Origin of the sequence: Mangrovicoccus sp. HB161399, assembly GCF_013184745.1 — a bacterium.
Taxonomy (GTDB): Bacteria; Pseudomonadota; Alphaproteobacteria; order Rhodobacterales; family Rhodobacteraceae; genus Mangrovicoccus.
Map to the genome: position 1 here is coordinate 71,292 of NZ_JAATVU010000005.1, position 21,176 is coordinate 92,467.

At 68.5% G+C, this 21,176-nt stretch carries 17 protein-coding genes; 12 read left to right on the forward strand and 5 right to left on the reverse strand.

What is annotated here, in order from left to right:
- Positions 1-3: 3 nt before the first annotated feature.
- From HCC78_RS04230 to cowN, 4 genes are all read left to right on the forward strand, one after another.
- The gene (locus HCC78_RS04230) at positions 4-1,050 is read left to right on the forward strand and encodes a tartrate dehydrogenase (protein ID WP_172327492.1); all 1,047 of its coding nucleotides are present in this window, start codon (positions 4-6) and stop codon (positions 1,048-1,050) included.
- Positions 1,051-1,053: 3 nt separating this feature from the next.
- Positions 1,054-2,520 (forward strand): NAD-dependent succinate-semialdehyde dehydrogenase, encoded by a 1,467-nt coding sequence (locus HCC78_RS04235; RefSeq protein ID WP_172327493.1) that lies wholly within the window; start codon positions 1,054-1,056, stop codon positions 2,518-2,520.
- 126 nt (positions 2,521-2,646) lie between these two features.
- A complete protein-coding gene (locus tag HCC78_RS04240; protein ID WP_253949024.1) occupies positions 2,647-3,192 on the forward strand; it encodes a Crp/Fnr family transcriptional regulator in 546 nt (181 codons plus the stop codon).
- A 60-nt stretch (positions 3,193-3,252) separates the two neighbouring features.
- Positions 3,253-3,537 (forward strand): N(2)-fixation sustaining protein CowN, encoded by a 285-nt coding sequence (cowN, locus tag HCC78_RS04245; RefSeq protein ID WP_172327495.1) that lies wholly within the window; start codon positions 3,253-3,255, stop codon positions 3,535-3,537.
- Between the two features lie 4 nt (positions 3,538-3,541).
- Here the strand turns inward: cowN and HCC78_RS04250 are convergent, their stop codons facing one another.
- The 4 genes from HCC78_RS04250 to HCC78_RS04265 form a co-directional block, all read right to left on the reverse strand.
- Positions 3,542-4,954: a hypothetical protein gene (locus HCC78_RS04250; protein WP_172327496.1), complete on the reverse strand. Its 1,413-nt coding sequence runs from the start codon at positions 4,952-4,954 to the stop codon at positions 3,542-3,544.
- Between the two features lie 149 nt (positions 4,955-5,103).
- The gene (locus tag HCC78_RS04255; RefSeq protein ID WP_216671021.1) at positions 5,104-6,618 is read right to left on the reverse strand and encodes an amidase; all 1,515 of its coding nucleotides are present in this window, start codon (positions 6,616-6,618) and stop codon (positions 5,104-5,106) included.
- On the reverse strand, positions 6,615-8,195 hold the full coding sequence (locus HCC78_RS04260; protein WP_172327497.1) for a gamma-glutamyltransferase: 1,581 nt from the start codon (positions 8,193-8,195) through the stop codon (positions 6,615-6,617). Before HCC78_RS04260 ends, HCC78_RS04255 begins: the two co-directional genes overlap by 4 nt.
- A gap of 4 nt (positions 8,196-8,199) precedes the next feature.
- Positions 8,200-9,621, reverse strand: a complete 1,422-nt coding sequence (locus HCC78_RS04265) for an amidase (protein ID WP_172327498.1) — start codon at positions 9,619-9,621, stop codon at positions 8,200-8,202.
- A gap of 251 nt (positions 9,622-9,872) precedes the next feature.
- On the opposite strand from HCC78_RS04265, the gene HCC78_RS04270 reads away from it, so the two are divergent.
- Entirely contained in the window at positions 9,873-10,673 is an 801-nt protein-coding gene (locus HCC78_RS04270; RefSeq protein ID WP_172327499.1) for an IclR family transcriptional regulator, read from the forward strand.
- On the opposite strand, the gene HCC78_RS04275 is transcribed toward HCC78_RS04270, so the two are convergent.
- Positions 10,670-11,965: an ArgE/DapE family deacylase gene (locus HCC78_RS04275; RefSeq protein ID WP_172327500.1), complete on the reverse strand. Its 1,296-nt coding sequence runs from the start codon at positions 11,963-11,965 to the stop codon at positions 10,670-10,672. The genes HCC78_RS04270 and HCC78_RS04275 overlap by 4 nt on opposite strands.
- A 306-nt stretch (positions 11,966-12,271) precedes the next feature.
- Between HCC78_RS04275 and HCC78_RS04280 the strand changes: the two genes are divergently transcribed.
- The 7 genes from HCC78_RS04280 to HCC78_RS04310 all read left to right on the forward strand — a co-directional run bounded on the left by HCC78_RS04280 (position 12,272) and on the right by HCC78_RS04310 (position 21,176).
- Positions 12,272-13,858 carry an ABC transporter substrate-binding protein gene (locus HCC78_RS04280; protein WP_172327501.1) on the forward strand — a complete coding sequence of 529 codons (1,587 nt, stop codon included), beginning with the start codon at positions 12,272-12,274 and terminating at the stop codon, positions 13,856-13,858.
- A gap of 65 nt (positions 13,859-13,923) precedes the next feature.
- Complete coding sequence (locus HCC78_RS04285; protein WP_172327502.1) at positions 13,924-14,865, forward strand: ABC transporter permease; 942 nt, start codon at positions 13,924-13,926, stop codon at positions 14,863-14,865.
- Complete coding sequence (locus HCC78_RS04290; RefSeq protein ID WP_172327503.1) at positions 14,865-15,734, forward strand: ABC transporter permease; 870 nt, start codon at positions 14,865-14,867, stop codon at positions 15,732-15,734. The genes HCC78_RS04285 and HCC78_RS04290 overlap by 1 nt, the downstream gene beginning before the upstream one ends.
- A 2-nt stretch (positions 15,735-15,736) precedes the next feature.
- Positions 15,737-17,359, forward strand: coding sequence for an ABC transporter ATP-binding protein (locus tag HCC78_RS04295; RefSeq protein WP_172327541.1), 1,623 nt, complete (start codon positions 15,737-15,739; stop codon positions 17,357-17,359).
- Between the two features lie 16 nt (positions 17,360-17,375).
- The gene (locus tag HCC78_RS04300) at positions 17,376-18,896 is read left to right on the forward strand and encodes a M81 family metallopeptidase (protein WP_172327504.1); all 1,521 of its coding nucleotides are present in this window, start codon (positions 17,376-17,378) and stop codon (positions 18,894-18,896) included.
- Entirely contained in the window at positions 18,883-20,043 is a 1,161-nt protein-coding gene (locus HCC78_RS04305) for a M20 aminoacylase family protein (protein WP_172327505.1), read from the forward strand. The genes HCC78_RS04300 and HCC78_RS04305 overlap by 14 nt, the downstream gene beginning before the upstream one ends.
- Positions 20,040-21,176: a M20/M25/M40 family metallo-hydrolase gene (locus tag HCC78_RS04310; RefSeq protein ID WP_172327506.1), complete on the forward strand. Its 1,137-nt coding sequence runs from the start codon at positions 20,040-20,042 to the stop codon at positions 21,174-21,176. The genes HCC78_RS04305 and HCC78_RS04310 overlap by 4 nt, the downstream gene beginning before the upstream one ends.

The window sequence follows — 21,176 nt, forward strand, 5'->3', positions numbered from 1 at the left end:
AGAATGACGACCTACAAGCTTGCCCTGATCCCCGGCGACGGGATCGGCGTGGACGTGACCGACGCGACGATGAAGGTGCTCCACGCGGCAGCGGCGAAATTCTCCTTCGCGCTGGCATCCGAGACCTTCCCCTGGTCCTGCGAATACTACCTGGAGACCGGCACGATGATGCCCGCCGACGGGATCGCGGTGCTGAAGGGCTTCGACGCGATCTATCTGGGCGCCGTCGGCTGGCCCGCCACCGTGCCGGATTCCGTGTCGCTGCACGGTCTGCTGCTGCCGATCCGCAAGGAATTCCGGCAATATGCCAACATCCGCCCGCACCGGCTGCTGCCCGGCGTCGAGGGTCCGCTGAAGTCGGAAGGCTTCGACATTCTCTGCATCCGAGAGAACACCGAGGGCGAGTATTCCGGCGCCGGCGGCCGCGTCCACCAGGGCCAGGACAACGAAGTCGCGGTCGAGACCTCGGTCTTCACTCGCACCGGCGTCGAGCGCATCCTGCGCTTCGGCTTCGAGCAGGCCCGCGCGCGCCGCAAGCACCTGACCTCGGTCACCAAGTCGAACGCGCAGAAATACTCGATGGTGTTCTGGGACGAGGTCACCAGGGAACTGGCCGCCGAATATCCCGACGTCACCGTCAGCCACATGCATATCGACGCGATGGCCGCCAAGATGGTGATGGCGCCCGAGCAGCTCGACGTGATCGTCGCCTCGAACCTCTTCGGCGACATCCTCACCGATCTGGGCGCCGCGATCCAGGGCGGGCTGGGCTTCGCGGCTTCGGCCAATATCTGCCCCGACCGCTCGGGACCGTCGATGTTCGAGCCGGTCCACGGCTCCGCCCCGGACATCGCGGGCCGGAACATCGCCAACCCGATCGCCGCGGTCTGGTCCGGCGCGATGATGCTGGACCACCTGGGCGAGACCGACGCGGCCAAGGCCGTCCTGGCCGCCATCGAGGTCGCGACCGGCAAGGGCATCGGCACCCGCCCGGGCAGCCATTCCACCGACGAGATCACCGCGGCAATCCTGACCGCCCTGGAGGCCTGAGACATGACCCTCGACACCCTTCCCGGGCTGCGCGCCCAGCTTGCCGACCCGGACCTGTTCCGCGAGGCGGCGCTGATCGGCGGGACCTGGATCGCCCGCCCCGACATGGAAGTGACCGACCCGGCCACCGGCGAGGCGCTCGGCACCATGCCGGACTGCACCGCCGCCGAGACGGAAACCGCCATCGCCGCGGCCGAGGCCGCCATGGTCGAATGGCGCGCCCGCACCCATGCGGAACGGGCCGACATCCTGATGGCCTGGCACGACCTGATGCTGGCCCATGAGCAGGACCTGGCACGCATCCTGACCGCCGAGCAGGGCAAGCCGCTGGGCGAAGCGCTCGGCGAGATCCGCTACGGCGCGTCCTTCGTGCGCTGGTTCGCCGAGGAAGCCCGCCGGATCAACGGCACGATCATCCCCTCTCCGGTAAAGGGCAAGAAGATCCTCGCCATGAAGGAGCCGGTCGGCGTCTGCGCGATCATCACGCCGTGGAACTTCCCGAACGCGATGATCACCCGCAAGGTCGCGCCGGGCCTCGCCGCGGGCTGCACCATGGTGATCAAACCCTCGGACTTCACCCCCTATTCGGCGCTGGCGCTCTGCGTGCTGGCCGAGCGGGCGGGCATCCCCGCGGGCGTGCTGAACTGCCTGACGGGACGCCCGGAAGCGATCGGCGGCGCGCTGACCGCTTCGCCGGTGGTGCGCAAGCTCTCCTTCACCGGCTCGACCCGGGTGGGCGCGCTGCTGGCGGAGCAATGCGCGCCGACGCTGAAGAAGATGTCGCTGGAACTCGGCGGCAACGCGCCCTTCGTGGTCTTCGACGATGCCGATCTCGACCTGGCGGTCGAGGGCGCGATGGTGTCGAAATTCCGCAACGGCGGCCAGACCTGCGTCTGCGCCAACCGGCTGCTGGTGCAATCCGGCGTCTATGACGCCTTCGTCGAGAAGCTCTCCGCCAAGGTCGATGCGCTGAAGGTCGGCGCGGGCACCGAAGAGGGCACCGATATCGGCCCGATGATCAACGCCGCCGCGATCGCAAAGATCAGCGCCCATGTCGAGGACGCGCTGGCGAAAGGCGCCGAGCGCGCCACCGCGAAACGCGATCTCGACGCGCGCTTCGCCGATCCGGTCGTGCTGAGGAACGCCACGATCGAAATGCGGCTGGCGGGCGAGGAGACCTTCGGTCCCGTCGCCCCGGTCTTCCGCTTCGAGACCGAGGAAGAGGCGCTGGCCATCGCCAACGGCACGCCCTTCGGCCTGGCCGCCTATTTCTACACCTCGGACATGGCGCGGGCCTTCCGCTTCGGCGAGGCGCTGGAATTCGGCCTGATCGGCGCGAATACCGGGGCAGTCAGCCATGCCGAGGCGCCCTTCGGCGGCGTCAAGGCGTCCGGCCTCGGCCGCGAGGGCGCTCAGGAGGGCATCGAGGAGTACCTCGAGACCAAGGCCTTCCATCTCGGCGGGCTCTGACCCTGGCACGGACCATGCTCCGACCGGAGCATGGTTGCCGTACACCCCCCACTCCCTGACCGTCCCGGTCCCGGCTGGCTTGCCCGGCTGGAACCGGGGCGCCACCGCGGCCACGTTCCGGGGCAGATGATCTGCCTGCCCGGGGCGGACGAAAACCGCCTCTTCCTGGTGGAAAGCGGTCTGGCCCGCATCTGCCTGAACGGCGGCGCCAAGGATCTGACCATCGGCTATCTCCGCCCCGGCGGCATCTTCGTGACCCATACCCGCGCCTGGGTCGAGGCCTTGGAGCCCACCCGCGTGATGAGCTGGCCGGTGCGCGACCTGCTGGGGCTGATCGCACGGGAGCCGGAATTCGCCGTCGCCGCGCTGCGCGAGATCGGATCGGTGCTGCATGGCGCGCTGGACCTGATCGAGGATCTGGCCTTCCGTCCGGTCGAGGCGCGGCTGGCCCGGTTCCTGCTCTCCGAGACGCGCGCGCAGGGCGGCGCGCAGATCGCCCTGCCGGAACGGACCGAGAAGCTCGCCGAAGCGCTCGGCACTTCGCGGCAGACGCTGTCGACCCTCGTCACCCGGCTGGTTCGCGACGGGGTGATCGCGCGGCACGGCCGCAGCGGCGTCACCGTGCTCGACCCCGCGCGGCTGGAGGAAATTGCGGTTCTGTCGTCCGGCTGACAGAATCTCAGCCGCGCCGCAGCTACGGTCGTCCCCAGTCACAGACCAGGAGACAGCCCCATGACCGCCACCCAGACTGCAAGCGACCGCTATGTCAGCTTCTGCGGCATCGATTGCGACGGCAATGCCCGCCGCATGATGCTGCATCTCGACGCCGCCATGGCGCAGGGCGCCTCGCAATGGCGCACCTATTTCGAGAGGAAGCTCGCCGAGAAGGCCCGGATGGGCGTCGACGACCTGTTCTTCGTGGGCAGCCAGGTGAACTGCCTGCGCGCCTATCTGGAGGAGGTCGCCGACGCGCCCGGACTGGCGCTGCTCGACGACCTCGAGGAGACCTGCTGCTGACCGCTCAGAACCCGCTGGCCGCGAGGAACGCGATCCAGGCCGACATGAAGGCGCCGCAGACCAGGGTATAGGGCCCGTTCCAGACGAGCCCGACCCGCCGCGCCGAGACCTTGCCGAAATCCGCGACCAGCAGCGTCGAGGCGGTGAAGGGCGAGGTCGCCCCCGACAGCGCCCAGCCGGAGGTGATTGCCACGACCATTGCCGCCGGGGTGACGCCGAGCGCCTCCGGAGCCGGCAGCAGCGGCCCGATCAGCGAAACGGCGAGGATCGGGTTCATGCCGATCTGGCCGGTGAAGGGCACGAACCAGAAAAGCGCGACCAGCAGGACCGGCGCGGGGATCACCGTCAGGTCGATGCCGCTCGCCGCCATCAGCGGCGCCGCGATATGCCCGCCCATCGTGCCGATGAAGGCCGCCATCACCAGCAGGACGGTCTGGTCCTTGAGCTTCGGCATGTCCGAGAAGGCGAAGCTGCGCGCGCGCGACAGCGCGTATCGCGGGTCGGGCGTCGCGCCGGGCGCCTGGAAGGCCGCCCAGATCAGCGCGATCAGCGGCACGATCGCCATGACCGCGCCGACGATCCGCACGCCGGTGGCGACATGGACGACGGCCGTCGTGCCCGCCAGAAGCGCCAGCAGGATCAGAAGCGGCCTCATCTTCTGGCCCCAGCCGCCTTCGGCCTGCCCGCGCGGCGGCGGGGCGACGGTCAGGCGCGGCTTGAAGATTGTGTCGAGCGCCCAGCCGATCCCGGTGAAGAACAGCACGCCCGCCAGGGAATAGGGCAGCACCGCCGCCCAGGAAGCGCCGGGCACGATGCTCAGCGTGATGGCGGAGGCGAAGGACAGCGGCGACCATGGCAGGGTCGAGACGAAGCCGCGCTGGATCGCGACCAGCATGCGGCGGATGCGGTGGCGGCGGATCTCGGGGTCGGGCTCCTTGTTCGCGGCCTCCGTGGCCAGCGTTCCGAGCAGCGCGATGCCGCCGTAGATCAGGATCAGCCCGAAGAGGTGGCCGCCCACCGTCAGCGCCAGATAGCGCCGTCCGGGCGGCTGCGCAGCGAGGAAGCGGCCGCATTCGACGATCGGTTCGGACCCGCTGGCAGCGGCGCGCATCGCGTTGATCGCGGTGAAGAAGGCGGCGATGAAGCCGCCCTTGGCCACCGCGTTCAGCACGGTCGGCTCCCAGTCGGACTGGAAGGCTGCCGAAACGAAGACCAGCAGGAGGCCGATGATCATGAAGGCGCGGCTGGTCCAGCTGATCCCGGGCCAGAACACCGCCCCGGCGGACAGAGCGAAGGCGCCGGACAGGACGGAGAAGGCGAAGAGCCCGGTGAATTCGCCTAGAATGCCTGCGGCCAGCGCTCCGGCCAGCAGCGCCCCGCCCATGCGGGTCAGCCCGGGAGAAATCGGTCTTACCATGCCGGGGCCGTTCCGGCGGAGGCTGCGCGCGCCCTGCTCATCAACTTGTCTTCCGATCGCAACTTTTAACCAACAGCCCTTGCATGGCGCAAACGCAGGCCCGTGGAAACCCTTCCCGCCGCCCCGGCGGCGGGAAGCAGCCATGCGCCTCAGTCGAAGCTGAGGAAAGCCTCGGCCGCGGCGATCGGCGGCGCGGCGCGCAGCCCGGCCAGATCCGGACCCGGCGTCGCAAGGTCCGGCAGGCCCGCGATCACCGCCTCGATCTCCGCCGCGACGGCCAGGAGCTGCCGGTCGGCATGGCGGCGGCCGACGACCTGCAGGCCGAAGGGCATGCCGTTGGCGTCCATGCCGCAGGGAATGGAGATCGAGGGCAGCCCGGCCACCGTCGTGGCATAGGCCAGCGCCAGCCAGTGGTAGTAGGTCTTGGTCGGGACGCCGTCGATCTGCTCCGGGTAGAGCTCCCGCCAGGGCCGCGGGCTGACCGTGATCGCCGGGCTGATCAGCACGTCCCAGTCGCCGAAGAAGGCTTGCCAGCGGCGGTGGTACTCGCCCTGCGAGATCAGCGCCCGCGCCACGTCCTCGCCGGAATAGCTGCGCCCCTCCAGCACGTTGTCGCGCACGTTCGGGCCGACATGCTCGGGCGCGCGGTCCAGGAGCTCGGCATGGACGCCGAGGAAGGAGATGCCGCGCAGCACCCCGAAGATGCGGTCGGCCGCCCGGCAGTCGGGCGCGGCCTCGTCCAGCGCGCCGCAGAACGGCGCGATCTGCGCCACCGCCTTGCGGAACTGGTCGCGCACGGTGGATTCCGTCGGCGCGAAGCCGAAATCCTCGGTGGCGGCGATCTTCAGCGAGCCCAGGTCGACTTTCGGCAGCGCCGCGAAGCCCGCCGGGTCCCACGCGGTGCGCCCGCCGACCTCGATGGCATAGGGATCGTCCGCGCCGGGGCGCGACATGACCGACAGCATAAGCCCGGCATCGGCCACGCTGCGCGCCATCGGCCCGGAGGTGGAGAGCGGCATCCATGCGGTGGCCCGCGCCTCGCCGGGCACAACGCCCGGGCTGGGGCGGAAGCCCACCACGCCGCAATGCGCCGCCGGATTCCGCAGGGATCCGCCCATGTCCGAGCCGGTGGCCAGCGGCGCGTATCCGCAGGCCAGCGCCACCGCCGAGCCGCCCGAGGAGCCCGCGCAGGTCTTGGTCACGTCATGCGGGTTGCCGGTCGCGCCGTAGACGAGGTTGCGGGAATTCGCGCCCGCGCTCCATTCCGGCACGTTGGTCTTGCCCATCGGCAGCGCGCCTGCCGCGGCCAGTTCCGCCACAGGCGCGCCGTCCTTCTTGGGGACGTTGCCCCTGTAGGCGGTCGAGCCGAAGGTGGTCGGCAGCCCGGCCATGTCCTCCATGTCCTTCACGGCGAGCGGCAGACCGTGCAGCGCGCCCAGCGGTCCGCCGGCCGCCACCGCGGCTTCGGCGGCCTTCGCCCCGTCGCGCAGCCGGCCGAAATCCCGCGCGGGCATGGCGTTCACCGCATGGTCCAGCGTCTCGACCCGGGCGATGCAGGCATCGGCCAGCTCCACCGGCGAGAGCGCACGCCTTGCGATGAGGCGGCGCGCCTCGATGGCGCCGAGATCGGCGGGATCGGTCGCGGTCATGGTCAGGTCCTTCATGCAGGCTCTCCCTCGGCGAGGGCATCGCCCCATGGGGAGAAGGTTTCCGTGGTTCCGGAATTGTAGCCGCCTTCGCGCAGCACCGCCGCCGGGCAGGCGAAGGCATAGGGAAAGGGCAGCCTTTTCGCCAGCGCGACCGGCCATTTCTCCGCCAGCCCCCGCGTCACCGGACCGTCCAGCCGCTCGTCGGCCACGACGGTCTCGCCGCCGGAGACGTCGAGCCGCGGCGCCTCGACCGCCTCCTGCAGGGTTGCGCCGGTTTCCAGCAGCTGCGCCGCGATCTGGCCGACGGCAGGCATGATCTTGCGGCCGCCCGAGGCGCCGAGCGCGAAGCGGCGCCCGCCCGTCTCTCCCAGGACCGGGCAGACATTCATCAGGCACCGCTTGCCCGGCGCCAGAGAGTTCGGCTTGCCCTGCTCGGGGTCGAACCACATGATGCCGTTGTTCAGCACGAGGCCCGTCGAGGCCGAGACCGTGCGCGAGCCGAAGATCGACAGCAGCGTCTGGGTCATCGACACCATGTTGCCATTGCGGTCCACGACCGAGAAATGCGTGGTGCAGCCCGGCGCCTTGGCGGACTCGTGGTCGCCCATGCCGGACAGCCTGCGCGCATAGGCATCGCGGATCGCGCCTGCGCGCGCGACATGGGCGGCGGGCGTTGCGGCCTCGGACGCCCCGTAGACGGCCTGCCATCCGCCCATCGCATCGGCCAGAGTCGGCCCGGCGGTCAGGCCGGGAACGGCCAGGACGCGGCCCTTTCGGTAGGGGATTTCCAGCGGGTCGGCCCAGTCCGGTTCGTAGCCCGCAAGGTCCTCTGCCGTCAGGAAGCCGCCCTTTGCGGTCACGTCCTTGACCAGCGCGGCGGCAATGTCGCCGCGGTAGAAATCCTCGGCTCCGGCCTCGGCCAGCCGCTGCAGCGTCGCGGCCATGCCCGACTGGTCGAGCCGCACGTCGGCCAGCGCCGTCCAGCCGAAGATCTTCGGCCATTGGCCGTCTTCGAGGAACATCGCCGCCGCATCCGGGTCCCTTGCCAGCTCCTGCGCGGAGGAGGCGATGATCAGCGCGGCGTACCAGTCGACCTCCATGCCCTGCCTGGCATGGGCGATGGCCGGCTGCAGCAGCTCGGACCAGGGCATGCGGCCGAAGCGGCCATGCGCCGCCGCGATCCCGGCCACGGTGCCCGGCACCGCGACCGAGCTGGCGCCGATGATGTTGCGGTCCTCCACGACCGACTCCCAGGGGAACAGGTCCGAGGCCTTGCCCGCGCCGGAGAGCGGGTAGTGCCCCACATCGAGCGAAGCCGAAGAGCGCATGCCGTAGGTCAGCGCATGGCCCCTGCCCTCGCCTTCGCGCCAGAGCATCATCGCGCCGCCGCCCATCGGGCCGGACATCCAGGGCTCCAGAACGCCGATGGCGAAGCTCACCGCGACCGCGGCATCGACCGCGTCGCCGCCCGCGGCCAGAACGTCGGCCCCGGCCTGCGCGGCCAGAACGTGCTGCGCGGCGACGACGCCGCCCTCTGCCGAGACGACGCCCGGCTTGACGGTCACCTGACTGCGGGAAAACGATCCTGACATGGTCTCAGCCTCCGAATTTCATGGGGAAGGGACGCAGCGCGCCGCGCATCTCTTCATAGGCCTTCGCCATCCGCAGCGCGCCCATGTCGTCGAAGCGGTGCGCGGCGATCTGCAGGCCGAGCGGCACGCCGTTCGAGTCGTAGCCGCAGGGCAGCGACGAGACCGGCTGCTCGCTCATGTTGAAGGGCACGGAATAGCTGATGTGGTCCATCGCCCGCGCCGGGTCGTTGGTCGGATAGCCCCATTCGGCCGGGAAGCTGATATGCGGCGAGAGCGGCGCCAGCACGAAGTCGAAGGGCTTGGTCGCCTCGACGGTGCGGCGGCGGATCTCCACGGTGGCGGAATAGGCGTCGAACACCTCTGCCCCGGTGAAGGATGCGCCGTGCGAGGCATATTCCAGGAAGAGCGGCAGCACCTTGGCGCGCTGCGCTTCGCTGAGCTTGGCCAGGTCCTGTGCGGCGCGGGCCAGCCAGAAATTGTCGAGACCCTTCAGCAGCTCCGGCGTCATCCAGGGATCCAGCGGCTCGATCACGGCACCTGCTGCCTCGAAGAGCTTCGCCGCCGCCTCGACCGGGGCGACCACCTCCGGGTTCACCTCCATGCCGCAGCCGGGGTAGAGCTGCAGGCCGATCTTCACGCCCTTCAGATCCATGCCCAGATCCATCCAGTCGATCTCGGCCTGCGGCAGGTTGCGGTAGTCGCGCTCTTCCGGATCCGGCCGCGACAGCACCGCCATCATCAGCGCCGCATCTTCGACCGTGCGGGTCATAGGCCCGGCACAGCGTCCCATGTAGGGCGGGTCGATGTTGATCCGGCCCAGCGAAGGCTTCAGCCCCATGAGCCCGCACCAGGCCGCCGGGAAGCGGACCGAGCCGCCGATGTCGGTGCCGATATGCAGCGGCCCGTAGCCCGCCGCGCCGCCCGCGCCCGCCCCGGCCGACGACCCGCCGGGGTTCATCGCCAGGTTCCAGGGGTTGCGGGTCAGCTCGTGGATGCTGGACAGCCCCGAGGACATCGCGCCGAATTCCGGCATGGTCGTCTTGCCGAGGATCACCGCGCCGGCCTCTCGCATCCGCGCGGCGGGCGGGGCATCCTTGGCCGCCGGGATCAGCGGCGTCGCGGCGGTGCCAATCGGCGAGGGCGTGCCGACGGTGGCGATGTTCTCCTTGATCGTCGCGGGGACGCCGTCGATGCTGATCCCGTCCTTCTCAATCGGGGTGCCCGCCCGCCAGCGCGCCTCGGAGGCCCGTGCCATCTCCCGCGCGCCTTCGGGGTCGAAGATGTAGAAGGCGTGGATATGCGGCTCGCAATGCTCCACCTGGGCGATCACCGCCTCGGTCACTTCGACCGGGGACAGCGTTCCGGCACGGTAGCCGGCAACCAGCTCGGTCGCGGTCAGCCCGAAAAGGGCGGTGGTGGTGGTCATGGCAGGGTCCTCGTCACTGTCGGAGCCGGCACGCGGAACAGTGCCGGGAAAGCGTGCCAGATCAAATTGGCGAGTCGGGCACGCTGTATTGATTGTTGATACACTTTTATCATAGAATGATCAGACCGACCCGGTAAACGATTTGCTCAGGGCGTAAGCAGATACATTTCCAAAATTGAGCCCCATGGAGGCCCCATGATGAAATTTCAGGCAGAATGCGAACGGGCGGGCGGGCCCCGGCGGAGGCGCGGATGACCGGCTATGTCCGGCGCGGACCGGCCCCGGAACTGCCCGACGAGTCCGACCCGCTCTTCGTGCGGGCGGTCGGACGGGCCATGACCGTGCTCTCGGCCTTCCACGATGCCGAGCACCCGCTGAGCCTGACAGAGATCGCGCGCTCCGCGGATCTCGACCGCTCCACCACGCAACGGCTGGTCCATACGCTGCGCAAGCTGGGCTACATTTCGCGCGACCGGCATGACCGGGGCTTCGTTCCGGGGCGGCGGATCTACGACCACATCTTCGACGCGATGCGGCTCGATCCGCTGGTGCAGCGCGCGGTCCCCTACCTGCTGGATCTGCGCGGCACCGTGACCGAGCGGGTGGATCTGTCGCTGCTCGACGACACGCGGCTGATCTATGTCTCGCGCCTGCAGCCGAAGCGCGAGGTGCCGCACGACCTGATGGTCGGGCTCTCGGTGCCGGTCTGCTCCACGTCCGGGGGCTGGGCGGTGCTGTCCCGCCTGCCCGAGGAGGAGGCCCGCGACATCATCCGCCGCTCCGAGCGGCAGAGCTACACGCCGCGCACCCTGACCTCCGAAGAGGCCATCATGGCCGAGGTGCAATTGGCGCGTGAACGCGGCTATGCCATTGCAAATGAACAGCTTCTTCCAGGAGAAATCGGCATTGCCGCGGCTGTGACGGATGCCGCGGGGCGGCCGATCGGCGGGGTGACGATAACCGCGCTCCTGTCGGACTGGACAGCGGAGGAATTCGAGCGCGCGGTCGCGCCCAAGCTGATGCAGACGGTGCGGGCGCTGAGCCGGATCTAGACCGGCTCCAGCCCGCACCATTCGGCGATGAAGAGCGCAATGGCCAGCGTGACGCGGCGCAGCGACTCGATCTCGACCCATTCGTCGATGCCGTGCAGCACGCCCGCGACGGGACCGTAGTTCAGCGCCGGGATCCCCTCGTAGAGCGCATGGACCCGCGCATCGAGATAGGCAGGCATGACATGGCTGCCCATCGGCCGGCCGGCCGCGGCCTCGTGCGCGCGGCCCAGCACCGCCTCGGCCTCGCTGCCCGGCGCCAGTTCGTAGCCCTCGGCCATGAACCCGTTCCAGATCAGTTTCGGCGGGTTTTCAGACAGGTAGGGGTCTTCAGACGCAATCTCGCGCAGGTGCCGCTCGATCTCGGCGGCGCATTCATCCGCCTTCCAGCCCGGCAGCAGCGAAATGCGGAAATCAACTGCCGCCGCGGCCGGCACGGAGGACGCCCATTCGCCGCCCTCGATCTTGCCGACATTGAGGTTGATCGGCTTCGCCAGCCCGGCGAAAAGCGGGTTCTCGCCGCGCCTCGCGTTCCAGATCCGCTCCATCTCGCGCATCTCTCCGATGATCCGGATGGCCGCGTCGATGGCGTTCTGGCCCTCTCCCATCTGGCTGACATGGCAGGGAATTCCGGAGAATTCGATGCGGAACCAGATCACCCCGGTATTGGCGCGCACCAAGCTTTCGCCGGTGGGTTCGGGGATCAGCGCCGCCTCGGCGCGGTAGCCGTGCAGATGGGTCATCAGCGCGCCGTTGCCGGTGCTTTCCTCCTCGATCACCGACTCCAGGTAGAGCGTCGCGGCAGGCTGCCAGCCGCAGGCGCGCAGCGCATCGAGCGCGAAGATGGCGCAGGCCAGACCCGATTTCATGTCCCCCGCACCGCGCCCGTACATGCGCCCGCCGCGGATATCCGCCTCGTAGGGCGGGCTGGTCCACAGCGCCTCGGGACCGGCAGGAACCACGTCGACATGGCCCTGCAGGATGAGCGAACGCCCGGTCTCGGCCCGCGGACGGTGGATTCCGGTCACGACCGGCGCATCGGAATGCTGCTCGCTCCACTTCCCGGCGCCGGGATGGGCTTCCAGCGCCGCGCGGTCCATGGCGAACCGCTCCATTGCGAGGCCGCGGCGCTCCAGCTCGGCGAAGACCAGCTCCTGCATGGCATGTTCGGAGCCGCGCTGCGACGGCTGCCGCACCAGTTCCTGCGTCAGCGCGATCTGGGCGTCGAACCCGGCATCGACCGCAGCCGCGACGCTTTTCTGGAGGTCGGAGGGAAGGGTCTGATGCAGCGTCATGGCAGCGTCTCCGCAAGTCGGGAACTCGCGCGACACTGGAACCGCGCGGACGCAAAGGTCAATTCCCGGCTGCCCTGCCGCGGCGTCGCCGCGGCCTGCCGCCGGGCCGGAAACCGGCGCCGGAGCGGGTCCCCGCCGGGCCCGGCGAAGAAGTGAGCAAATTTTGGGCAGTTTGAAAAAACTTCATCCCGAAAGGGGGTTTCGCTTGGGTCCGGCCGCGCCCCGTGCCGTTCTGTCGCCACATCCCCGACCCAGCGGGGAGCGAAAGAAAACGTCCCCGATGGGCGTCAACAGAGAGGTACGATCATGACCGCCATTTGGAGTGGCCTGCGCAGCGGAATCGCCGCGGCGACCGCCCTGACGATGACCACCGTCCTGCCCGCCTTCGCCGAGACCACCATCACCGCGGTGATGCATTCCGGCCTGCGCGTGCTCGATCCGGTCATCACCACGGCGCATATCACCCGCGACAACGCCTTCATGATCTTCGACACACTGGTCGCTCAGGATGCCGATTTCGTCGTCCAGCCCCAGATGGCGAATTTCGAGGTGTCCGAGGACGGGCTGACCTACACGTTCACGCTGCGCGACGGCCTGAAATGGCATGACGGCGGCGAAGTCACCCCGGCCGACTGCATTGCCTCGATCAAGCGCTGGATGCAGCGCGACGGCGGCGGCCAGATGATCAATGCCCGGATGGAAAGCCTGGAGGCCACCGGCGACAAGAGCTTCGCGCTGACGCTCAAGGAGCCCTTCCCCTACACGCTGGAAGCAATGGCGAAACCCTCCGGCCTCGCGCTCTTCATGATGCCGGAGCGGCTGGCGAACACCCCCGCCAACGAGCCGATCCCGGAGATGATCGGGTCCGGCCCGTTCAAGTTCGTGCAGGACGAGTTCCAGCCCGGCGTGAAGGTCGTCTACGAGAAGAACGAGGACTACGTCCCCGCCCCGGGTCCGCAGAGCTGGTTCGCCGGCGCCAAGGACGTCAAGGTCGACCGCGTCGAATGGGTGACCATGCCCGACGCGCAGACCTCGCTGAACGCGCTGATGAACGGCGAAATCGACTTCCTCGAACAGGTGCCGGTCGACCTGCTGCCGCTGCTCGAGGGCATGCCGGGCATCGAGTCCAAGGTGCTGGCGCCGCTCGGCGGGGTTTCGATCGGCCGGATGAACTTCCTCTATCCTCCCTTCGACAACCCGAAGATCCGCAAGGCCGCGGAAATGGCGCTGAGCCAGGAAGACGTGCTGACCGCACTGATCGGCAACCCGGACTACTTCAAGGTCTGTGGCGCGATCTTCGGCTGCGGCACGCCCTTCGAGTTCACCGACGGGTCGGAGAGCATCACCTCGGGCGGCGACATCGAGGGCGCCAAGGCGCTCCTGGAAGAGGCCGGCTATGACGGCACGCCCGTCGTGCTGATGCAGCCCACCGACGTCGTCACGCTGACCGCACAGCCGATCGTTGCGGCACAGGCGCTGCGCGAGGCGGGCTTCACCGTCGACATGCAGCCGATGGACTGGCAGACCCTCGTGACCCGCCGCGCCAGCCAGGCCGCGCCGTCGGACGGCGGCTGGAACCTGTTCTTCACCAACTGGATCGTGCCGGAAGTCTCCAACCCGCTGGGCAACATCATGCTGCCGGGCCGCGGCGACGCCGCCTGGTTCGGCTGGCCGACCGACGAGGAGATCAACGGGATGCTGGACGATTTCGCAAACGCCTCGGAGCTCGGGGACCAGAAGGCGATCGCCCAGAAGATCCAGGCGCATGTGATGGAGAACGTGAACTACATCCATCTCGGCCAGTACTTCAACCCGTCCGCCTGGAGCGACAAGCTCTCCGGCGTCGAGGAAGCGCCCTTCCCGGTCTTCTGGGGCCTCGAGAAGAACGGCTGACCCCAGCCTGACCATTGCCCCGGCCGGACCGACCGGCCGGGGCCCGCCGACCGAAGGAGCCCTGGATGCCCGTCTATTTCCTCCGCCGCGTGCTTGCCGCCATTCCGGTGATGCTGGTCGTGGCCGTCTTCGTCTTCCTGCTCCTGCGGCTGACGCCGGGCGATCCCGCCGCCGTCCTCGCAGGCGACATGGCGACCCCCGAGCAGCTGGAGAAGATCCGCGACTCGCTGGGCCTGAACGACCCTCTCTACGTCCAGTTCTTCCGCTGGATGGGCGAACTGCTGACGGGCGATTTCGGCACTTCGCTGATCTCCAACCAGCCGGTGATCGACCTCGTTGCCGACCGGATGTGGCCGACGATCTGGATCGCGCTGATCACCATCACCCTGTCGGTCATCGTCGCCGTCCCGATGGGCGTCGTCGCCGCCTGGAAGCACCGCAGCTGGATCGACCACCTGGTGATGACCTTCTCGGTGCTCGGCTTCTCGATCCCGGTCTTCGTGATCGGCTACCTGCTGATCAAGCTCTTTGCGCTCGATCTCGGCCTGCTGCCGGTGCAGGGCTATGTCGCGCCTTCCGAGGACTTCCCGGGCTTCGCCGCCCGCGCCGTCCTGCCCGCGCTGACGCTCGCCTCGATCTACATCGCGCTGATCGCGCGGATGACCCGGGCGAGCCTGCTTGACGTGCTGGGCGAGGACTATGTCCGCACCGCCCGCGCCAAGGGCCTGACCGAGACCCGGGTGCTGTTCCGCCACGCCCTGCGCAACGCCGCCGTCCCGGTGATGACCGTGATCGGCACCGGCTTCGCGCTGCTGATCTCCGGCGTCGTGGTGACCGAGAGCGTCTACAACATCCCCGGGCTGGGACGGCTGACCGTCGACAGCATCTTCGCCCGCGACTACCCCGTCATCCAGGCGCTGATCCTGCTAACCTCGGGCATCTATGTCCTGGTCAACCTGCTGATCGACCTGTCCTATTCCTTCCTCGATCCGCGGATCCGCTACTGATGGCCGAGAAAACAATGCGTGGAGCCTTCCCCCTCTCGACCCGGGCCATTTTCGCCAAGATCGGCATTGCGCCGCTGCTGGCCGCCCTGGTGCTGACCCTGATCATCCTGGCCGCGGTCTTCGCGCCCTTCGTGGCGCCGCATGACCCGATCTACCAGAACCCGATCATGCGGCTGAAGCCGCCCTCCGCCGACTACCTGCTCGGCACCGACAATTACGGCCGCGACCTGCTCAGCCGGGTGATCTGGGGCGCCCGCGTCTCGCTGGTCATCGGAATCGGCGTGACCATCCTGGCGGTCGTCCTTGGTCTCGCCATCGGCCTCGTCTCCGGCTTCTTCCGGGTGGCCGACGCGATCATCATGCGGATCATGGACGGCCTGATGGCCATGCCTTCGGTGCTGCTGGCGATTGCCATCGTGTCTCTGATGGGCGCCTCGATCTGGACGGTGATGGCCGCGATCACCATTCCCGAGATCCCTCGCGTGGTCCGGCTGGTGCGCTCCATCGTGCTCTCGGCGCGGGAGGAACCCTATGTCGAGGCGGCGATCTCGATGGGCACTTCCCTGCCCCGCGTGCTGTGGCGCCACCTGATGCCCAACACCTTCGCGCCGCTGACCGTGCAGGCCACCTATGTCTGCGCCTCGGCGATCCTCACCGAGGCGATCCTCAGCTTCCTCGGCGCCGGCGTTTCCACCGAGACGCCCACCTGGGGCAACATCATGGCCGAGGCGCGGATCTACTTCCGGCTGAAGCCCGAACTGATCTTCTGGCCGGGCCTGGCGCTGTCCATGTGCATCCTGTCGATCAACCTGCTCGGCGACTGGGCGCGCGACGTGCTCGATCCCCGCATGGGCAAGAGGGAGGCGTGACCATGCCCGTTCTCGACATCAGGAACCTCACCGTTTCCATCGACGCCAAGGACGGCGCCTCGGTCGTCCGCGACATTTCCATCACCATCGAGCCGGGCGAGACCGTCTGCCTCGTGGGCGAATCCGGCTCGGGCAAGTCCGTCTCCTCGCTGGCGACGATGGGGCTCCTGCCCAAGGGCGCGCTGAAGGTGACGAAGGGCGAGATCCTGCTCGACGGCGAGGACATGCTGACGCTGTCCCCGGCGCAGCTGCGCGACCGCCGCGCCACCCGCATGTCGATGATCTTCCAGGAGCCGATGACCGCGCTCAACCCGGTGATCAAGGTCGGCGAGCAGATCGCCGAGGTGCTGGAGGCGCATACCAAGCTGTCCAATGCCGAGAGCCATGCCAAGGTCATGGACATTCTCGGCCAGGTCGGCCTGCCGGACATCGAGCGCATCGCGAAAAGCTATCCCCACCAGCTTTCGGGCGGCCAGCGGCAGCGGATCATGATCGCCATGGCGCTGATCCTGGAGCCGCGCCTGCTGATCGCCGACGAACCGACCACCGCGCTCGACGTCACCACGCAGCTGCAGATCCTGCGGCTCATCAAGGAACTTCAGGAAAAGCACGGCACGGCCGTCCTCTTCATCACCCATGACATGGGCGTGGTCGCCGAGATCGCCGACCGGGTCTACGTGATGAACCGCGGCGACATGGTCGAATCCGGCAAGGTCATGGACATCCTGGCGGCCCCCAAGATGGACTACACGCGGCGGCTGCTGTCCTCGGTCCCCTCGCTGGTGCCGCGACCCGCCCGCCCCGCGGCCAGCGCCAAGATCGCGCTGCAGGTCGTGGAGCTGAACAAGGTCTATGGCGGCGGCGGCTTCCTGTCCAAGTCCGCCGGCACCCATGCCGCGAAGGCGGTGAATTTCGACCTGAAGGCCGGCCGCACCCTCGGCATCGTCGGCGAAAGCGGCTCGGGCAAGTCCACCGTGGCGCGCTGCGTCATGCGGCTGATCGATCCCAGCTCGGGCGGCATCCGCGTCGGCGGGCAGGAAATCGCGGATCTGACCCCGCGCGGCCTGCATCCGTTCCGCAAGCGGCTGCAGATGGTGTTCCAGGATCCCTACCGCTCGCTCAACCCGCGGCTTTCGATCGAGGAATCGATCATCGAAGGGCCGATGAACTACGGCATGCCGCGCGCCGAGGCCGTCGCCAAGGCCGACGAACTGCTGGAGCTCGTGGGCATGCCCGCAGGCTCGGCCAAGCGCTATCCGCACATGTTCTCGGGCGGGCAGCGCCAGCGCATTGCCATCGCCCGCGCGCTGGCCATGGAGCCGGAGCTGCTGGTCGCGGACGAGGCGGTCTCGGCGCTCGACGTCTCGGTGCAGGCGCAGGTGCTGGACCTGCTGGCCGAGATCCAGGAGCGCACGCAGATCGCCATCCTCTTCATTACCCATGACCTGCGAGTCGCAGCCCAGATCTGCGACGAGGTCGCGGTGATGAAGCGCGGCGAGGTCGTCGAATACGGCCTGACCGCCGATGTGCTGGGCGCGCCGCAGCACGACTACACCAAATCGCTTCTGGCCGCTGCGCCGGGCCGGGACTGGGACTTCCCCAATTTCCGCCCCGTGGCCGCCTGACTTTAGGAGACCCAACGTGCCCCGCATCGCTATCGGCGGTTTCCTGCACGAAACCAATACCTTCGCCCCTTCGAAGGCCACCTTCCAGGATTTCGTCCATGGCGGCGGCGCAGGCCGCATGCTGAAAGGCGAAGAGATCCTGGAGGAACTCGGCGACGTCAATGCCGCCATCTCCGGCGCGATCCGCCACGGGAAAGCCAAGGGCTGGGACCTGATCCCGACCATCTTCGCCGCGACCTCGCCCTCGGCCCATGTCACCTGCGACGCCTTCGAGCGGATCGCGGGCGACCTGATCGACGGCATCGCCGCGGCCATGCCTCTGGACGGCGTGTTCCTCGACCTGCACGGCGCGATGGTCACCGAACATCTCGATGACGGCGAAGGCGAGCTGCTGTGCCGCCTGCGCGACCGGATCGGCCCGGATATTCCGGTGGTGGTCTGCCTCGACCTCCATGCCAATGTCACGGCGAAGATGTTCGACCGCGCCGACGTTCTGGAAAGCTACCGCACCTATCCGCATGTCGACATGGCCGAAACCGGCCTGCGCGGTGCCCGCGCCCTGTCGAACATGCTGGATGGCAGCCGTCCCGCCAAGGCGATGCGGGTCGCGCCCTACCTGTCGGCCATCGCCTGGCAATGCACCTCCGCCGAGCCAGCCAAGGGTCTCTACGCGCAGATGGAGGCGCTGGCCGTAGAGAGCCGCGCGATGAGCTTCAACATGGGCTTCCCGGCGGCGGACTTCCCCGAATGCCAGATGACGGTGCTGGCCTATGGCGCGGGCGCGGACGCGGCCGCCGACACGCTGATGGCCGCCATCGAGGCCGCGGAACCGGCCTTCCGCGGCAAGGTCTACGCCCCGGACGAGGGCGTGGCAGAGGCGATGCGGCTGGCCGAAACCGCCGCCTCGCCGGTGGTCATCGCCGACACCCAGGACAATCCGGGCGCCGGCGCCGACAGCAACACGACCGGCATGATCCGCGCCATGGCTGCGGCGGGCGCAAAGGGCGCCATCGGCAATCTCTATGACCCTGCCGCTGCCGCCGCTGCCCATGAGGCGGGCGCAGGGGCGACCCTGACGCTCGCCATCGGCGGACAGTCGGGCGTGCCCGGCGATGCGCCCTTCGAGGCCCGGTTCACGGTGGAATGTCTGTCCGACGGCGAGTTCACCGCCACCGGCCCCTATTACCGCGGCAAGAAGATGAGCATGGGCCCCTCGGCCTGCCTGCGCCTCGGCGACCTCAGGATCGCCGTGGTCTCGGCCAAGGCCCAGATGGCCGACCGCGGCATGTTCCGCCAGGTCGGCATCGTGCCCGAGAAGGAACCGATCCTGATCGTGAAGAGCTCCGTCCATTTCCGCGCCGATTTCGAGCCGATCGCCGCCGCGCTGCTGACCTGCGCCGCGCCCGGCCCTATGGCGGTCGATCCCGGGGACCTGCCCTGGGAACGGCTCCGTCCCGGCCTGCGCATGGGCGCAATGGGCCCCGCATTCCAACCGCAAGACACCGACACGAAGGAGACCGCAAATGCCGGTCATTGATGGCATCGCCGCCTTTGCCGACGAGCTGACGGCGATCCGCCGCGACTTCCACGAACACCCCGAGCTGGGCTTCCAAGAGATCCGCACCTCCGGCATCGTCGCCGAAAAGCTGGCCGAATGGGGCATCGAGGTCACCAAGGGCCTGGGCAAGACCGGCGTCGTGGGCGTGCTGAAGGGCACCAAGCCGGGCCGCACCATCGGGCTGCGCGCCGACATGGACGCGCTGCCGATCCACGAGGAAACCAACCTGCCCTGGTCGTCGAAGACCCCCGGCGTGATGCATGCCTGCGGCCATGACGGCCACACCACCATGCTTCTGGGCGCGGCGCGCTACCTGTCGGAAAACCGCGATTTCGCGGGCACGGCGGTCTTCATCTTCCAGCCGGCCGAGGAGGGCCTGGGCGGCGCGCGGGCGATGCTGGCCGACGGGCTCTTCGAGAAATTCCCCTGCGACGAGATCTACGGGATGCACAATGCCCCGCATCACCAGCCGGACCTGGTGCAGGTGAAGAAGGGCGCGGCCATGGCCGGCTCGGATTTCTTCGACATCAAGATCACCGGCCGCGGCAGCCACGGCGCGCGCCCAGAGGATTCCAAGGACCCGGTGGTGATCGCCACCGCGCTGGTGCAGCAGCTCCAGTCCATCGTTTCGCGCAATGTCGCGCCGACCAGCCCGGCCGTTGTCTCGGTCACGAAGATCCACGCGGGCGACGCCTATAACGTCGTGCCGAACACCGCGGAACTGGGCGGCACGATCCGCTTCTTCGACACCAAGGTCGGCGAGATGATCTCCGAGCGGATGCGCGCCATCTGCGCGGGTGCCGCCACCGCCTATGACGTCGAAATCGAGGTGGACATCCGCAATGTCTTCGACGTGCTGGTCAACGACGACAGCCTGTCCGAGGCGATCCTCGCCGCTTCGGGCGACGTGGTCGGCGCCGAGATGTCCGGCCTGACCACCGAGCTGGTCATGGGCTCCGAGGATTTCGCCGACATGCTGCGCGCGGTGCCGGGCGCCTATTGCACCATCGGCCATTCCGGCGGCATCCCGGTCCACAATCCGGGCTTCACGCTCGATGACGCGATCCTGCCGGTCGGCGCCTCGATATACGCCAATCTCGTCACCCAGCGGGGCGCAGCGGCATGACCACCTGGAAAGACCTAGACTTCGACACCGACGGGATCATCGACGGCCTGAAGCCCTGGATCGAGTGCGAAAGCCCGACCTGGGATGCCACCGCCGTCGACAGGATGATGGACCTCGTCGCGATGAAATGCGCCGAGCTCGGCGCCACGGTGGAGCGCATCCCCGGTGTCATGGGGCTCGGCGGCTCGGTCCGCGCGCGCTTCCCGCATCCCAAGATGGGCGAGCCGGGCATCATGATCACCGGCCATTTCGACACCGTCCACCCTGTCGGGACGCTGGCGAAGAACCCGTTCCGCCGCGAGGGCGGCAAGGTCTACGGGCCCGGCATCCAGGACATGAAGGGCGGCAACTACATCACGCTGGAGGCCATCCGGAAGATCCAGGAAGCCGGCATCGAGACGCCGCTGCCGATCGTCGCGCTCTTCACCCCCGACGAGGAAATCGGCACCCCCGCCACGCGGCAGCTGATCGAGACCGAGGCCAAGCGCGCCAAATACGTGCTCTGCCCCGAGCCCGCGCATCCCGACAACGGCGTCTGCACCGGGCGCTATGCCATCGCGCGGTTCAACCTGGCCGCCGAGGGCAAGCCCAGCCATGCCGGCGCCAACGTCAAGGGCGGCATCTCGGCGGTGCGGGAGCTGGCCAAGCGGATCATCGAGATCGAGGAGATGACCAGCGAGGACTGCACCTTCTCCTGCAACAACATCCATAGCGGCCAGTGGGTGAACTGCGTGCCTTCCTTCGCCTCCGCCGAATGCCTGTCCATGGCAAAGGAGCAGGCGGATCTGGATGCGGGGATCGAGCGGATGCTGGCGCTGACCGGCGAACGCAACGGCGTGCGCTTCGCCGTCACCCGCGGCGTCACCCGCCCGGTCTGGGAGCCGGGCCTCGAAGGCACGATGTTCCTCTACGAAAAGGCGCGGGCGATTTCGGAGGAACTCGGCTTCGACATGCCCCACCGCAGCCAGGGCGGCGGCTCCGACGCGAACTTCACCGGCGCGCTCGGCATTCCATCGCTGTGCTCGCTCGGCGTGAAGGGCGACGGGCTGCATACCCTGAACGAGCATATCGACGAGGATTTCATCGTTCCGCGCACCCGCATGATGGCGGGCATGCTGACAACCCTCGCCTGA